The following is a 15,931-nucleotide window of genomic DNA, read 5'->3' on the forward strand; positions in this document are numbered from 1 at the left end:
CTAATTATATGATAATAAATACATTTCCCAAAATTATATAAACTCTTTCCTTATTGTTTTTTCATATAACAACAATCAAAACAATAAAGAGGCAATTAGCTAAATAAAATAGACAAGCTTATCACGATTTAGAATCCTGTCCATTATTCCTACCTCACGAAGGTTATGAGATAATAAAATTAAAATTCTAACAAAAGTAAAAGAGCATAGTTTTATGAAAAATAGCAAGGGGAGGCATTCTTATGTATGTGAGAGTACGAGAACTTCTTACAGCAGAAGAACGAAAGCGTTATATGCAAATCCCCTCTGATATTAGTGAATGGACTTTAAGTACATACTTTACCTTCAGTCAGCACGATAAACAAATCATTAATCGTCATCGGAGGGATTATAATCGACTAGGTTTTGCTATGCAATTAAGTGTTTTACAATATTTAGGTTGGACTTTATCAGATATTGAGCACATTCCTAACGAAGTTTTAGAATTTGTAGCGAGACAAATTGGTGCAAGTACAGAAGACTGGGGGCTATATGCCCAGCGGGAAGCTACAAGGTATGAACATGTAGAAGAAATTCGAAAGGAATATAGTTTGCGCAATTTTACAACTACAGATTATTGAAGATTATCTAAATTTCTTCAATCTCATGCATTAAATAATGGGAATACTACATATCTCATTGAGACAGCATTGCAAGAATTACGCACTTGGCAAGTTATACTTCCTTCAATGGCAGTAATAGAAAGAGCAATATGGGAAACACGTAAAAGAGCTGAAGAAATTATATTTAAAACGCTAACATCTCCTTTATCTCTTTTACAAAAAGAAAAAATAAGCAGTCTACTTCACTTTATGCCTAATTCTTAAAAAAACATATTTAGCTTGGTTAAAAGAAATACCTGGCCAATTTTCACCAGAATCCTTTTTAAAGGTAATTGAGCGTTTAGAGTATATAAAAGGCTTAAAGTTAAATATTGATACAAAAGGTATACATCCTAATCGTTTACGACAATTATCTCGGATTGGGGCACGCTATGAGGCTTATTCATTTCGAAGGTTTAAAGATATAAAAAAGCGTGTTTTAAAAATTGTTATTAAAACACGCTCTTACTATCGTTAAATATTTAGTTATTTTATACTCCTAATCTCATTAAATCATTTGTTACTATAAAAAATATAATTCTAGATTGATAATCTTTGAATTTTATATATTGTTCAAAGAAGTAATTATCGTGATTCCTAATTTAATGCGCCATCATCTCGTGCGCAATATCATGTCCATTCATATCCGATGGGTAATAGGTAGGCCAGTGTATAACTTCATCGAATAAAGCTTCACGGTTGTCACCCCAATACAAGTGGTAGTGATCAGCTTTATTCGGATAAATACCATGATCACTGAATTGAATATACTGAGGAACTCCTTCTGTTTTATCTGCTAGTTTAAATATGTATCTTACACCTCTATTCCCTGCATCATATGTCAAAATTTTGTATCCATCATAGATATACTTGCCAGAATATTCTTCTTTGTTTTTGTAGAATGTTACAGTATCTCCTTGAATCACGATACGGTTCACATCTGTTTGATATCCTTCATTATAATACTCCTTATATTCTTTGGCTGACATTTTACCTTTATGTTTCGCTTTGTGAGCAAATACCTCATCAAGCGTTCCATCTTGTAAATACGGATATAAAGATTGCCAGTCTCCTTTCCAATCGGAGAGTGGTCGATCCTTCACTTGATTGTCTTCAAAATATCCTTCATAAATTCTTTCTGTTGCTTTATCATGAGCATAACTATGATTATGATTATGACTGTGATCGTGTTCATTTTTATGTGTATGACTTTCAGTTGTTTGCTCTTGTTTTTCAGAAGGTTTTTCTGCAACTAATGAGAATTGTGTTGCTTCCTTTAAAGCGTTAACATTTTCTTCCATTAAAGTGAAGTAATCTTTATTATTCTTCGCATCGTCTTCAGAAATAGTAGCAAGGTGATTTAAGCGTAAAACTTTTGTACCAGTTTCTTTCTGAATAACTGATGCTACTTTTGGAGTAGAAAACGTTTCGAATAAGATGTATTTTAACCCGTGTTCTTTAACTGTTTTTGTAATTTCACCAAGCTCTTTTTGAGATGGTTCATCAGAAGCTGAAACCCCAGCGATAGGAATTTGTTTTAAACCATAGCGTTTTTCCCAGTAGCCATAGGCAGCATGAGAAACTAAAATTTCTTTCGTTTTTGCATTTGCTACAGCAGCTTTGAATTGATCATCTAAATCTGTAAATTTAGTTTGAAGTGCTGCAAAATTCTTTTCGAATTCTTGTTTATAATTAGGCTGTATTTCTACAAGAGCATTTTTGATTTTTTCAGCTTGTTTCATCGCTAGTATAGGGTCTAACCACACGTGTGGGTCTTTATCGTGATGATGTTCATCTTCTTTATGTCCATCTCCATGATCATGATGTTCATCTTCGGTTGCTGCGCGCAGTTCGATGCCTTTTGATGCATTTACAATTTTAATATTTTCTTTTTGTAATGTTTTTTCCATTTTTTCAGCAAACGGTTCTAATTCTGCACCGTTATAAATGAATAAATCGGCTTTCGCAATTTTCACTGTTTGTTTTTGGCTTGGTTCAAATGTATGAGAATCTGCACCAGGTGGAAATATTGCTTTAACAGTTATATAGTCACCACCGATTTTTTTTGCGAAATCAGCAAGTGGGAAAATAGTTGTATAAACAGAAAGTTTCTCATCTTTTTTTACTGCACCTTCTTTTTTATTAGAACATCCAGCAAAAATTAAAGTAAAAATAAGTAGAAATGAAAACATAGTTAATTTTTTTTGCATGAAATTCTCCTCTTTTCTTTTTTACAATTTTATTTCCTCCAATTCTATGAAGAAAATATCGTTTTGATGCAAAACGTAATGATTACGTTTTAGTTTGCGAACCTAGTATAGTACATCTTTTCGAAATTCGCAATAAATAATAATCATTACGATTTACGTTTGTTATCAACTTATTAAAAAGAATGGTATTAGTTTTTAGTATTTTTTAGCCTTCCACATCGCAATTAGGGGTCACCATACATGCCCATAAACTTAAGAAACTAGTAGTTTCCCAAAACGCAGAAAATGAGTTGAATTCTCATAAATAACTGTAAAGCAATAAAATTTTCATTTTTGGTGACACTTCAAAATATTAGCGTGATGTGCATGCAGTACTCTCCCTATATATTGTTTTCATTCGCTAAAATATAAAGATGACAGCCTACCCTTTTATTCCTTTAAAAGGTAAGCTGTCTTGTTTAAAATAGCTTCAATTTTTTGTGCATTTTTAGCATACATTTCACTTGCCTTTTTCGATTTTGTTTCTAAAGAAAATAGCTCAAGATCAGCATGACATTTTTTTAGAGATGCTAATAATAAAGGTTTGTTTTGAGGAGAATGCATTTGGAGTTTGTCATTGTAAATATCGATAGTGAGTTGTCCATATGAGTCAATTTGACCGAGAAACACATTTTCGATGACAACACCAAGTTTTTCTAATTCAGAATGTAACCAAGCGCGGTTATGCCCACTTGCAGAAAGAGGTTCATCTAGTACATTCCCATCCATAATAACGTTTTGTGGTTCTTTTTCATTTGGCACTTTTAAACCGAGATTTTTTGCAGTAAGTGGTTGAGAATCTTTCTTTAATAACACATTTAATTCTCCGCTCGGTTCTAAGACAGCAAATTCGACTTCAGCTATACTGAATGCACCATTACCTCTAAGAAGTTCGAGTAACTCATCACTTGTATATTTTTCTTTCTTTAAATTATCTTCAAGTACTTTGCCATCCTTTATTAAAACTGTAGACTTCCCTTCAAAAAAATCTCGAGCCGTTTTGTTTTTTAAAGAAAGAATTCCGACAAAAAAAGGAAACGATGCGAAAGTAAGTATGGCAAAAACGCCGTGGAAAAACTTTTGGTCTAGCCCTGTAGATACTTGCCCCGCGATACTACCAATTGTCATTCCCGCTATGTACTCAAAAAAGGAAAGGTGAGAAATTTGCCTTTTTCCTAAACATTTTGTGATAGCGAATAAAACAATTAATATGAATACAGAGCGGAGAATAACAAGCGTCCATTCGGGTAGGTGAGACATAGTCATTTCCTCCAATCTACTTAACACCATTTATATTAATGTTATTCACTTTCTAATATTGAAACTCTATCCTTTAAATCAGAGATGATACTGTCCATTTCTAGTATACATTCATGAAATACGCGTTTTGCTTCATCGTTCTGTAGAATTTAGGGAAAAAGAGCTTAAGCTTGTTTGAGTTCCCCTTTTACTAGCAAGGCAAGTTTTTACGCTAGCGATAACAGTCATACAAACACCCCCATTAGCTGCCCATGAGGCTAACACACAGTATGAAAGAATACATTATTCTTTCATGATAGTTAGGCAAGAAAATGTTATTCTCTTTGAAAAAATGTACGGATACCTTAAAGGTTTATCTTTTTTACGGTATAATCAACTCGAACCTGCTGGGTAGATTCTGAAAAAATATAGGGGGATTTTTTCCATAAGGATGAAAATTGACAATTTCAGCCTGAGTTAGTGTTACGAAATTGTGCCCCATGTAATCATCTGCATTGAATGTATCTTCCTCCGTTATGTGCCCTCCAATAACTAATACTTCAAAATCATTAAGAACCATAGTTTAGAAATTACGAATTAGGTGTACGTGATTGTCACCTTGAGCGCTACTTACACCATCATTATTCCTTTTATGCCACATTTGACGTGTTTCTCGAATACTGCTTGGTGAAAATCCTGCCTGTGCAATAAGGGTACCACGAATTTCTAATTCATCATTATCTTCATCACCTCCTGTGTCTAGGACAACAATTCCGTGAAGTGCAACTTCAATAGCTTTACCCATAAATTTTTCATTTCCTATTAAGAGTAATAAAAGTATATATTTGTAACATTCATTAACGTAACCGTAAATGTATTTAAATATTCATTGTGCCTTCTCAACACCCTCACTAAATCGTGCTTTCATCAGGTCTATCAATTATGAGTGTCGGAAATATGAGAGGGAATCCCCAACAACATATCCTACTAAGCATATAAAAAAGATATTCCCCATCTCCCTTTCAAAATATAAAGGACACCTATTCCTAAAACAGCTTTACTTGCCGCTTTAATGAATTGGTGTCCTCTATTTTTCTAGCCGGACTATATTCTGTTTGCTTTCAATTTAAAAGAATTATTGTTTTAATTGTTCTGTTAAATTACTCTATTCATCGCCCTCTTCCAATTCCTCACTCTCTTCACGTATTTGTCCAATTAATGAAATTACAGAACCAACTGCTTGAACCCAACTTCCTATAATATCTATTAGTTTCCCTTCTTCATTTTCACTAGTTTCGTTATTTATCTGAGTGTCTATATCTTTCTCCACATCATTTACAGTACCTTCTTTATTAGAGCAATCCTCATTCCTAATACTTTTTAATTCTTCAATACCTCCTATTGCTTGTAACGAATTCCCAATTGATTGTAATAAGTTTCCTATAATATTTAAGGATTCATCTTTATCGGATGTATCCTCAAATTCATCTGCTAATGCTGTAAGTCCACCCAAAGCCTGTGTCCAATTCCCAGCAATCACTAATTTAATTTGTGTTTCTTCTTTAAACTCAATAATCAATCCGGATATTACAGTAACATTACCAATCGATTGGATTTCATTACCAATTTGTTCAAGCGACACTTCTCCTTGACCATCAGCTTCTAAAGCATTTCCAACAGCTTGCAATACGTTTCCATAAACATTTAAATCCTTTCTTACATTACTGCTTATAAAATCAAAAGGCGTACTTCCAATAGCGGAAGTAATAGTTCCTATTGCTGCTACCCATGCACCAAATATTTCTTTCAATTGGTTTTCCATTTAAAACATACCCCAGCATTAAGTAATTAATATAATCCTATTCAATTCCCCATCTTACGGTTAATAATTTCAAATTTCTCTTTACTTTCTTATTTTATAATAACGTCTTATAAAAGTATTTTTAGGAATTATACAAATTTGTTAAACGTAATTCTATATTGATTTTATACATCTTACTGAATCAACTTTATAAACCAACTACATCTTTAAATTTATTAAAATACTTAAAAATCATTATCCGCTCCACACAATGTAAAATGTTCAAAAAGCTCATATTGATCAGCGAAACATTCTAAACATTTTGGACAGATATACATTTGTATCACCACTTTCTTTTAAAATAAAACTTTCATTAAATTCTATCCCCATATAACTCTTCCAATTCTGCTTATACTCTAACTGTAATTTTAAGTTACATACCACCCATATTAAAAGGAATATTTTGTTAAAAATTAATTATTTCTTTAATTCTATTAAGCTTGTCTAAGTTATTATCATTTAATGTTTCTCGATCAATATAGTTACTTGCCCTTCTAAGCGTATTCATCGCTTCTATATAGTGAGAATGATTATCTTTCTTATCCTTAGCAACCATTTGGATACCTTCAAAAGAAGCATCACATATATACCTGGTATCTTCGAATAGTTCTTTCCAATTTTCCTTTAAGTACAACCCTATGTAATACTCTATATCTTTGTCACAAGATAGATTAAATAAACTGTTATTCCAGTTAATTTACTGATATTTTCTTTCATTTCCCTCCACCAATGAATAAAACTCAATATTCCGTTAACATTATAGATGGAGGAATTTTTATATACCCATTAATTCCTCCCTTTCTTTAAGGGCTGGACAGTTAACTTTCGTTAGCTATCCTTGATTAATTCGAATAATCATCATAACTTTGCGCATACTATCCATAGGCTGCTTTCTTAACAGTGTTTGCAGACCGGAACCTTTTAATCGGAGCAGTTAGCTTTTGCTAGCTGCTCTTGCTTCTTAAAAAATTCTTTAAATGCGTTTTCCCAATGAGTACACATTATCCAGCCCCCCCTGAATAAATCCATAAACATTGTCCATACTATAAATACACTTGAGTTCTGAACTTCCTTCTTAACGTTTTTTTGGAGAGCAGTTAATTTTGCTAACTGCTCTTTATTTGTAAAAAAGCACTCAATGAACTGGACTCACATATAATATTTTGAGTTCCTTTCTCTATAAAATAGTCGTTATAAAATAGGTCTCATCACGAGGGCACTTTTCTAAGTGCTCTTTTTGCGCTTCGAATTAATATAAAATGAAATTTTTATATACATAAATACCTGACTAAATACTAAAATAATTAAAAACTTAGGTGATATTCAATGAAAACAGTACTCACGACCCTTAAATATTTATTAATTACACTTGGAATTACTTGCTTAGTTATTCTAGGTTACATATGGTATTTTACACATTAATTTAAATAGCATTTTTATAAAAAACTTTGCACCCTTAAATCAGACAAGCATATATTATTGTATGGGGCACTCCAGTCCATACGTTCAAACCTTTTAGTCTAGGAGCACACTTATATGTGTGCTCTTTTTTTATTAAAGAAAAATTTCATTTAAATCCATACAATGATTTCATGTCTTGACATACACTACTACCTTTCAAAATAATGTGAGTTCATTATTTTCATTATAAAGAGGTATAAGGAGCGCTCTTTTTACTTAAATAAAGAATTTGTTTGAACCCATTCACCAATTTCATACTTTTACATACTTTAATACTACCTTTCTGTATAATGTGAGTTCGTCACTTTCGTTATAATGAGGTATAAAGAGCGCCCTGGATGGTGCTCTTTAATTTTCAAATAACATTTCTAAGTAATTACGAGAGCGGATTTTATTATGTTGTACAAGCACTACTTCACTTTATTAAATAGACTATATAGATATCTAATAGAAGGGAGCTTTAAATTCATATGGCTGATTACTTTTATAAAGATGGTAAAAAATATTATAAAAATCAATCGCATTCGAACGATCAAAAAAACAACTGTTTTATTGAAACTCATACGATAGCTGGTTCTGCAGAAAATACAAATGGAAATATACCTATATCTGTTTTCCTTGAAACCACCGCTCCACAAATTGTATTTGAGGATTTAACAAACAATCATAATAAAACATTAATTCAGTTATTCGTTGTCGGTATGAGTGCACCCGTTCAAGTAACTATTCTAACAAGAAGATCTAGCGTACCAATTACTACTATATTACAACCTGTTCAAACAAAAATATTTCAAGTTGAAGATTTTCAAAGTCTTACTCTTACAAAACAGGAAGGCCCTACTAGTGTAGTTAGTTTATTTATTCAAAAAACGTTTTGTATCTGCTGTAATGATAATAACGATTCATGTGATGAATATTACCACGAGTGCAATTAATAGATTAAATCACCAGAAGAACCCTTTATATAAAGGGTTCTTTTCCTTTCACTCCCCTCATTTCCCCGTTTTTTATTAAAATAACTACTTTGTTATAAAGTCACTGCTTCTGCCGCAGTTTTGTTTTTCTCTAATTGCTCAATCGCCATTTGTAGTCCTAACCAGTAGCCTATTAAACGACATGGTAACCTTTTACTGAAATTCTAAATATACTCCAATCCTCTTCACAAAAATCTGTTAACTTTTTAGTAAAACACCCTAAATTAAACCCTTTAATATTTTCTAATGTCGCTGGACATGTAAGGCTATACACCGCTTTGCCAATATCACCTGAAATAAATACGTTATATCCTGCAAGAACAAATTTAGTACGATACATATTCGTTGCAGGCTTGCCTCAATAAACATTCCCTCCATAGTCTTACAATATATAAAAAAGAGAACTCGACGGTCCTCTTTTTTACTATTCATCTTCTTATTAAAATTATTTCTCTAACACCCGATATTAATCTGCAATTCTTGTTACGACTATAGACGAATTTCCATAAGTAGAAATTTCACCTTGTGCAAAATCAATTATAATACTTAATGAATCATTTGCATTTAATCTAATTATTATTGTTTTTCCAATGGTATATGCATTCGTAACGGATACAGGGACATCTGCACTTATAGATGTTGTGCCTTCAAATTCACTTTCTTGAACAGGTGTAAGGTCATTAATATATAACCTGAATCTTAAGATAGTATCTACAGGCGTTAAATCGCGATTAAAGAGCCTTGCTGTTAAATTCATACTAATTTCATATATTCCATCATTCAATACTTGAATACTATTATTTAATAAATCAAGATTCGTTCCTAAAGATGGACCAAGATCCTGGAAAACTACTTTTTGGCCTACATTCGCTGTACGAAGTATAGTAGATCTATCATACAAGGCTCCATAAGCTATAATACTTCCGCCTGTTACACCAGTAGGTCCTGTAGGACCAGTTATACCAATTCCAGTTTCCCCTGTTATACCTGTAGGTCCTGTCGCTCCCGTTGGGCCAGTGAATCCTGTAATCCCAGTTGGGCCTGTAGGTCCTGTCGCTCCAGTCAGGCCAGTGAATCCTGTAATCCCAGTCGGGCCTATAGGTCCTGTCGCTCCCGTTGGGCCAGTGAATCCTGTGATCCCAGTCGGACCTGTAGGTCCTGTCGCTCCAGTGGGTAAAGTAAATGGAGGAATAGGTGGCAATGTCGGACCAAGTAAATTCGGATCAAACGCTGATCCACTCAAAAACTCATTTTTTTCATTCATGTACACACCTCCTTACAATGCTTGTACTTATCATAATTATTAAATGTTCCATACTAGATAAATGATCTTTACATAAGCGGAATCTCTCTTTTTTATTTTCATTCGATAAAATAGTTGTAACCATTTTCATTATGACAGTTTCTAAAATCTTACATTTTATCATTAAAGGAACTATATAATAAGTAAAATTTAAAATTTTCAGTATTTAGGATTTATCGGTTTAATCGTACTTGGTGCCAGTGCAGCGGCATTAGGTGGAGAGGACAACAAGAAAGAAAAAGGTTCTACTGATCCAAAACAAGAAAAACAAGCAACGGCTGCTAAAGAAGAGACAAAAAAGAAGAAGCTCTCAAAAATAAACCTGGAGTTAGCTCCTGCTGTTTTGAATTCGACCAAATTCAAAACAACAGGAGCTACAGTGAAGTTAAAACTATCATTGGTAATGACGGAGAAAAGACACTCAAGTTCATATGAAATGTTTGCTGAAGGATGTGAACCAGTTAAAGGCACCATTTCAGTTTCTCTAAAAGAATTCTTCAGTTTTTAAAACTGTGTCAAACTCATCATCTAAAGTTGCTAATGATACATTATGTATTTGTTCAGACATAAAAATAGGCTGTAGAGAAAATTTTCTTTACAGGCTGAGAAAACACTTCTCTTAAGATAGAGAAGTGTTTTCCCTTCATTATTGATTAGAGCTAGAAGATTGTGATTTTTTTGCAGCTGATTGTGCATTTTGTTTTTGCACAGAATGCACATCTGTTTCAGTTGCAAACTCTGTACCATAGCTAGTATTTGCACTTTGAGCACCAGAAGCTTGTGCTTTCTTTGCTTCAGATTGTGCATTTGCTTGTTTTACTGCTTGTACATTCGTTTCAGTTGCAAACTCTGTACCATAGCTAGCATTTGTACTTTGAATGCTAGCACCAGAAGTTTCCTTGTTATAACCTTGTTGTTTTTTGTTCATTTTTCTCACCTCCACAATTAATAATGTAACCAACCCATTTGAAACCTATTCTTAATTATATTTTTAAACTTCCACATATTATTTTAATGTTCATTGAAACTATATATTATAGAGATGCAATGATGTAAATAACTATCCTTATTTAAGTATTCCTATAATTATCAATGAGGAAGATGAAAAGAGATACGAAGTTTTAAGCACCAGTTTTCATACTAATGATGCAGTAGCAATGATAAAAACGGACGGTTTTGCTACAACCAGGGCAAATACACCGATCTCAACAGTAAAAAACATGGATGGTAATATTCAAGTATTCCGCTTACCTTTAGAACTGGAATATTGGGTATTTTCTTGTAAGCGTGCTGCTTCAGTAGAAAAAAATCCTCTCCCTTGTAAAGTTGTTTTTGGAATCATTGACAATAAATTTCATGTGGAGTTTAAATAGAAAAGAAGATGCTACTCAATTTAAGCCCCATCTTCCTTGAGTTATATAAACATCACTTCTCTATATTGTTTATAGGAACAAGTACATTCATTGCTTCCACTGTTAGAAATTATTCTCCCCTTTGTTTATCTTCATGTTTATAAATTTAGCGCACTTTAAGTGCAATATAAAGCTTCATTCCCTAAGTAGTAGATATTGTATTTCCACAAGCCATATTTCTACCAGAATATCTTATTGCCCTGCTTTAAAATCAAATGTATCAACTCTTTTAAAGGTCTCTAATGGACTTTCCCCTTGAATTGCTTGTCTAATAACATCTGCAGCTATTTCATTAGGTACTCTCTTCATCTCGGCCGTAAACTGATGCACAACATCAGTTTACGGCCGAGATGAAATAGTACGATTTACTAATCCATTTATCCAGTATAAAAAAGCAGTTGGATTAGCGTTAAATACAGATATCCCTGCAGCTACTACTCCCTGTAATACATCAGTTTCTGCAATGTCATCAGACCAATCTGTAACCCAATCGCCCTTTTCAATTTTGTGTTCTAATTCAAACTTATTTGTCAGGTATCCAGTGTGAGACAGTTTGTTATTGTATCACTTCAAAAATAGACTGGCCCATCCAGTTTCAGCATACATATTTCTCTAACAAATTTAATTCAGAAAGGACAGACGAACATGGAAAGGGTCTACACTGATACAGTAAGGGAAATGCTTAACGGCTGCTACATCTAATTTAGCTGGTCAATTTTTAGCAAGTAACGGCACAGGTTTTGCAGTATCTAGGATCCCATCTCCTTCCAACTAGCAAATACAGTAAATCAAATTTTTGAAGGCACCATAAGGCTTTTCTTTTTTTAAAAGGACCTGCTCAATTACTTTATAAAAGCATAAAGTACAGTGACCCCTTGTTTTACCCTCTTACCATAAGGAGGAAAATTTATGAGTTACGGTGGTAGTTGTGGCGGCGGATTTGCTGGTGGATTTGCTTTATTGGTTGTATTATTTATTTTATTAATCATAGTTGGAGCTGCTTGTTTCTGCTAAAAAACTATTAGAAAAGACACTCTTATATGAGTGTCTTTTCTTTATTTCTAAACAGACTTACTTATTCATTCCATAAAAACTTACAGTACTGTAAAGCCATAAAAATATTAATCTATCCCATTGTTAGGTCTTCTAATTAAAACGAGTCATCGTTATTACTTAACTTCTAATACATTTTTCCTAACTTAATTGCAAACTTGCTAGCACCTTTTTTGTTTCTCTCTGTTACATAATCCTGAAAAAAATTTCAGCTGATTGATGGAGATATGATTATTTATGTAATCCGCACACAAACGTCCTGTTCTTGTAGTAATTGGATAGTTAATTCTAATACAATATTTTGCATTAACTGATAAAGCTTATCATGAGTTTTACTTTCTTCTGATATAAATTCAATACATTGAAATATATAACCTTCTACACATAAGCTTCCTTTTTCAACTATAAATGGATTTCGTCCTTTCTTTATTATTTTTGGCAATAAGAATTCTTTTTTTGTCAAAATAATTTCCTGTGCTATCTCTTTTATTTCTATAATTTTCTCTTTAAAAACTACCTTTTCTATTAAACTAATTTCACCTTTATACCTCCCTATCTCTATTGGTAGTTTCGCAGCTATTAAATTATTTACATCCGCTTCAACTTCCCTCTCTAATAATATACCGTGGATAGGAATCCACGAAGATGTTCCTACCCTACTCTCTTTCATATTCCTTTTTGCTTTTTGATTAGAAAGTTCTAAAAGCACTCTCTTTTCATGAAGTTTGGAAGAAACTAAATTACAATTAATTTCTCCATGATAATATTGCGTTGTAGTTAATAACTTAGAATCCAATTCACGCCTTCTTGCATCTTTTTCATTACGGAATACAAATACTTCTTGATTTTTCACATTAATATTGGGCGGTTTTATAAAACTAGTAACATCCGAAATAATAGAAAATGGAATTTTAACTTTTATTGAACGTACTGAAGTCTCTATTTTCAATCCTGAATCTATACTTTTTTTCTTTGATTCTTTCTCAAATTTAAATGCCTTAGTTTCTTTTTTTGAATTTGGTTCTTTGCTTTTGTTCTCTGCTTGTATTGCTTTCGCTTTTTTCTCTGATTTTTCATTTTTCTTATTTTCTCTTATTTCGCGTGAATCATCTTGATCATTTAGTATTTCCTCTTTATAAACTATGTTCCATATCCCCTTACCAACCCATGGCTTAACCAACACCTTCACCCCCACTTATGAAACTCCTAAAAAATATGTTTTCATACGCGACCATTTCATCATTATATATGTTTTATAATAATAAAAAAGACAATGTTTTTTTGTTTTATACTTGTACTTGAAAGATCCTACAGTAAGACCTAGTACATTTTTTTATGAAGAGTATCAAATGTTTCGTTTAATTCTGTTGGACAAGGAGAAAAGCCTAATTCAAAGAATTGAGCAATGACTAATTCGCAGCATGATTGTTCTTATTGAACTACTCCCACTTTAACTTCGTTTAGAAGTGAGGGATTCCTAAGTAAAGAGTTCTATCGAACTCTAATTGATTAGGCTAACCCCGCAGTCCTTGCGGTTAGAAGCCTTATCGCTTCATTCTTTAGATTGATACTTGCGTTAATATCCCTATCATGGTGTGTACGACAAGAAGGACAGTCCCATTCACGTAGGTTTAGATTTTTAACGTCTTTATTTTGATATCCACAACAAGAACATAATTGGCTGGAAGCAAATGTTTTCGATACGACAACGACTTGTTTGCCATACCATTTTGCTTTATATTCCAACATGGTTCGAAACTGTGACCAAGATACCTCACTAATTGCTTTTGCTAACTTATGATTCTTTAACATATTCGATACTTGCAAATCCTCTATACCGATAACATCGTGGTTTTTGATAATTTCAGTTGAAATTTTGTCCAAGTAATCTTTTCTAGCATTTGATATGTATTCATGAATTCTAGCTACCTTTACTCGTTGTTTATTCCAGCGAGAAGATCCTTTCATTCTTTTAGAAAGAACACGCTGCGCTTTCGCCAACTTATCTTCTAATGATCGGAAAAACTTCGGATTTTCATAGTGGGTTCCATCTGACAAAATAGCGAAATCTTTTAGTCCTACATCTACTCCAATGTAAGAATGTGTTTTCGGAAGTTCTTGTACTTCTGTTTCAACTAATAGTGACACAAAATATCTACCAGAAGGGTTCTGTCTAACTGTAGCATTTACAATACGCCCCTCTACTTCGCGACTTTTGGCAAATCGAACAAGGCCTAGTTTCGGCAACTTTATTTTGTTCCCTACAACGGCAATGTTTTCATTTGTTTGTTTTGTGGTATAAGATTGTATGTTGTTTTTCTTAGATTTAAAGCGCGAGGCGCTGTTTTGTTTTTTGAAAAAGCGTGTATAGGCATCGGCAAGGTTGCGAACAGACGACTGAATCGCAATACTATCCACTTCTTTTAGCCAAACAAACTCTTTCTTCATGGCAGGTAGTTTGGCAGAGCATGTACCATAGGTCAAGCCTTTTCCTGACTCTTTGTATGCGTGATTCCATAAGGATAGGAAATGATTGAATACAAAGCGAGAACAACCTATCGTTTTATTGATTAGAGTTGCTTGTGCTTGATTTGGATAGATACGAAACTTATAGGCTTTATTCATCATCATTTGATTCACCTCCATTTCGCTATATGACTATTATACACCAAACGTACATTCGTTAGGTAGTGGAGTAACACTTTCTGTATGTAGAACAATTAAGATGGCTTTCTGCCATTCCTTGTTCGAAGCCAATTCATCTCCCACCTACTCACTGGACTGTGACCCTTCACGCTCCTTGAGGAAGGAGTCTTCTTGGCTAAAATGATAAAAAGCTGTATTTTTAAAAACCTATTTATTTTAGTTTGGTAAATCATCGTTTTTAGGATTAATAAAACGAGATGTAGTATCTGAGGAAGAAGTCACTAATGCTAATGATCGAAAATCATCTTCTGTCAAACCAGAAAATAAAACATTTACATTCCAATTAAATGGCGCTGAATTACATCCACTGCCTGCATGTTCAATGTTTTTACGAATATATCCTTATACAAACAATTTTGCTCTTATAACTCGGTGGAATCTGTACCTGGTACTGGAGTGAATGCTACAGGAACTAACTTACATTGTGATAAAAATACATTTTTTTATACACGTTTAATTCCGGCTTCGGAGGAAGGATCCTTAGGGTGCCATTTCTTTACATATAAAAATAATCCCACTTAAAATAGGTGGATTACTGCTGCTACAAGATTAATCCTGTAGCTATCTTTTCCATTTGTAAGTTCAAAACAATTATTAGCATTGGAAAAATAACAAATAGATATGCCTAAACACTATACAAAAATAAAGAAAAAAAACGTATCGGGATGACAACATGTAATGTTAACAAATAAAGATAAAATTTCTATTCAATTTAGGTAAATGAAGAGAAAAAAAGATGGTATTATTAAGCCACTTTCATATTTACATAAAAAATCCACACTTAACTAGACTCCTATACTCACACCATCCTTTCTAGACGAGCATAAGATATACTGACGAATGAAAGGGGGTAATTTTATGGGTTTTGGTTTTGGTGGAGCTTGTGATTTCAATAGATGTGATGATCGGAGAGATCATCATCGAAAAGAAGAAAACATTAGACAGGTGAATAATAATCCAGAGTTATTACAATTCTTAAGAACATTAACTCCTGGTACTTGCATTGTTCTTCAATATGATTGCCAACCACCT

General features: G+C 33.1%; 10 protein-coding genes and 9 pseudogenes. 4 read left to right on the forward strand and 15 right to left on the reverse strand.

The window, feature by feature from the left end; translation table 11 throughout:
• Positions 1-242 precede the first annotated feature (242 nt).
• Positions 243-1,089, forward strand: a pseudogene (locus ACUN13_RS30760) (DUF4158 domain-containing protein); the annotation flags it as partial.
• Positions 1,090-1,243: 154 nt separating this feature from the next.
• Here ACUN13_RS30760 and ACUN13_RS30765 read toward each other — a convergent pair.
• The 7 genes and pseudogenes from ACUN13_RS30765 to ACUN13_RS30795 all read right to left on the reverse strand — a co-directional run.
• Positions 1,244-1,903: pseudogene (locus tag ACUN13_RS30765) on the reverse strand (metal-binding protein ZinT); the annotation flags it as partial.
• 3 nt (positions 1,904-1,906) lie between these two features.
• A pseudogene (locus tag ACUN13_RS30770) lies at positions 1,907-2,851 on the reverse strand (metal ABC transporter substrate-binding protein); the annotation flags it as partial.
• Between the two features lie 429 nt (positions 2,852-3,280).
• The gene (locus tag ACUN13_RS30775; RefSeq protein WP_098853025.1) at positions 3,281-4,150 is read right to left on the reverse strand and encodes a DUF421 domain-containing protein; all 870 of its coding nucleotides are present in this window, start codon (positions 4,148-4,150) and stop codon (positions 3,281-3,283) included.
• 41 nt (positions 4,151-4,191) lie between these two features.
• Positions 4,192-4,378, reverse strand: a pseudogene (locus tag ACUN13_RS30780) (DUF1657 domain-containing protein).
• A gap of 334 nt (positions 4,379-4,712) precedes the next feature.
• Positions 4,713-4,934 carry a hypothetical protein gene (locus ACUN13_RS30785; RefSeq protein ID WP_098853024.1) on the reverse strand — a complete coding sequence of 74 codons (222 nt, stop codon included), beginning with the start codon at positions 4,932-4,934 and terminating at the stop codon, positions 4,713-4,715.
• A 360-nt stretch (positions 4,935-5,294) separates the two neighbouring features.
• The gene (locus ACUN13_RS30790; RefSeq protein ID WP_440014595.1) at positions 5,295-5,951 is read right to left on the reverse strand and encodes a DUF6944 family repetitive protein; all 657 of its coding nucleotides are present in this window, start codon (positions 5,949-5,951) and stop codon (positions 5,295-5,297) included.
• Between the two features lie 445 nt (positions 5,952-6,396).
• Positions 6,397-6,663, reverse strand: a pseudogene (locus ACUN13_RS30795) (hypothetical protein); the annotation flags it as partial.
• 1,258 nt (positions 6,664-7,921) lie between these two features.
• On the opposite strand from ACUN13_RS30795, the gene ACUN13_RS30800 reads away from it, so the two are divergent.
• Entirely contained in the window at positions 7,922-8,386 is a 465-nt protein-coding gene (locus tag ACUN13_RS30800; protein WP_098852894.1) for an exosporium protein D, read from the forward strand.
• 92 nt (positions 8,387-8,478) lie between these two features.
• On the opposite strand, the pseudogene ACUN13_RS30805 reads toward ACUN13_RS30800, so the two are convergent.
• The 4 genes and pseudogenes from ACUN13_RS30805 to ACUN13_RS30820 all read right to left on the reverse strand — a co-directional run.
• Positions 8,479-8,783, reverse strand: a pseudogene (locus ACUN13_RS30805) (hypothetical protein); the annotation flags it as partial.
• Positions 8,784-8,891: 108 nt separating this feature from the next.
• Positions 8,892-9,689 (reverse strand): exosporium leader peptide-containing protein, encoded by a 798-nt coding sequence (locus ACUN13_RS30810; RefSeq protein ID WP_409532412.1) that lies wholly within the window; start codon positions 9,687-9,689, stop codon positions 8,892-8,894.
• Between the two features lie 198 nt (positions 9,690-9,887).
• Positions 9,888-10,202, reverse strand: a complete 315-nt coding sequence (locus ACUN13_RS30815; protein WP_324656899.1) for a hypothetical protein — start codon at positions 10,200-10,202, stop codon at positions 9,888-9,890.
• Positions 10,203-10,374: 172 nt separating this feature from the next.
• Complete coding sequence (locus ACUN13_RS30820) at positions 10,375-10,656, reverse strand: gamma-type small acid-soluble spore protein (protein WP_098282267.1); 282 nt, start codon at positions 10,654-10,656, stop codon at positions 10,375-10,377.
• Positions 10,657-10,774: 118 nt separating this feature from the next.
• Between ACUN13_RS30820 and ACUN13_RS30825 the strand changes: the two are divergent.
• Positions 10,775-11,101: pseudogene (locus ACUN13_RS30825) on the forward strand (hypothetical protein); the annotation flags it as partial.
• 181 nt (positions 11,102-11,282) lie between these two features.
• On the opposite strand, the pseudogene ACUN13_RS30830 reads toward ACUN13_RS30825, so the two are convergent.
• Positions 11,283-11,686, reverse strand: a pseudogene (locus ACUN13_RS30830) (hypothetical protein); the annotation flags it as partial.
• A gap of 363 nt (positions 11,687-12,049) precedes the next feature.
• Between ACUN13_RS30830 and ACUN13_RS30835 the strand changes: the two are divergent.
• Positions 12,050-12,154: a YjcZ family sporulation protein gene (locus ACUN13_RS30835; RefSeq protein WP_098282266.1), complete on the forward strand. Its 105-nt coding sequence runs from the start codon at positions 12,050-12,052 to the stop codon at positions 12,152-12,154.
• Positions 12,155-12,428: 274 nt separating this feature from the next.
• Here the strand turns inward: ACUN13_RS30835 and ACUN13_RS30840 are convergent, their stop codons facing one another.
• The 3 genes and pseudogenes from ACUN13_RS30840 to ACUN13_RS30850 all read right to left on the reverse strand — a co-directional run.
• Entirely contained in the window at positions 12,429-13,373 is a 945-nt protein-coding gene (locus tag ACUN13_RS30840) for a BC_2427 family protein (protein WP_409532413.1), read from the reverse strand.
• 329 nt (positions 13,374-13,702) lie between these two features.
• On the reverse strand, positions 13,703-14,821 hold the full coding sequence (gene tnpB, locus ACUN13_RS30845; RefSeq protein ID WP_440014600.1) for an IS200/IS605 family element RNA-guided endonuclease TnpB: 1,119 nt from the start codon (positions 14,819-14,821) through the stop codon (positions 13,703-13,705).
• Positions 14,822-15,061: 240 nt separating this feature from the next.
• A pseudogene (locus tag ACUN13_RS30850) lies at positions 15,062-15,342 on the reverse strand (DUF7852 domain-containing protein); the annotation flags it as partial.
• Between the last annotated feature and the right edge of the window lie 589 nt (positions 15,343-15,931).

This window comes from Bacillus cereus group sp. Bce041, from assembly GCF_052646455.1.

Bases quoted from the DNA above. Each gene is read 5' to 3' on its own strand.
- ACUN13_RS30775 (WP_098853025.1), bottom strand. From the start codon at position 4,150: ATGTCTCACCTACCCGAATGGACGCTTGTTATTCTCCGCTCTGTATTC.
- ACUN13_RS30785 (WP_098853024.1), bottom strand. From the start codon at position 4,934: ATGGGTAAAGCTATTGAAGTTGCACTTCACGGAATTGTTGTCCTAGAC.
- ACUN13_RS30790 (WP_440014595.1), bottom strand. From the start codon at position 5,951: ATGGAAAACCAATTGAAAGAAATATTTGGTGCATGGGTAGCAGCAATA.
- ACUN13_RS30800 (WP_098852894.1), top strand. From the start codon at position 7,922: ATGGCTGATTACTTTTATAAAGATGGTAAAAAATATTATAAAAATCAA.
- ACUN13_RS30810 (WP_409532412.1), bottom strand. From the start codon at position 9,689: ATGAATGAAAAAAATGAGTTTTTGAGTGGATCAGCGTTTGATCCGAAT.
- ACUN13_RS30815 (WP_324656899.1), bottom strand. From the start codon at position 10,202: ATGGTGCCTTTAACTGGTTCACATCCTTCAGCAAACATTTCATATGAA.
- ACUN13_RS30820 (WP_098282267.1), bottom strand. From the start codon at position 10,656: ATGAACAAAAAACAACAAGGTTATAACAAGGAAACTTCTGGTGCTAGC.
- ACUN13_RS30835 (WP_098282266.1), top strand. From the start codon at position 12,050: ATGAGTTACGGTGGTAGTTGTGGCGGCGGATTTGCTGGTGGATTTGCT.
- tnpB (WP_440014600.1), bottom strand. From the start codon at position 14,821: ATGATGAATAAAGCCTATAAGTTTCGTATCTATCCAAATCAAGCACAA.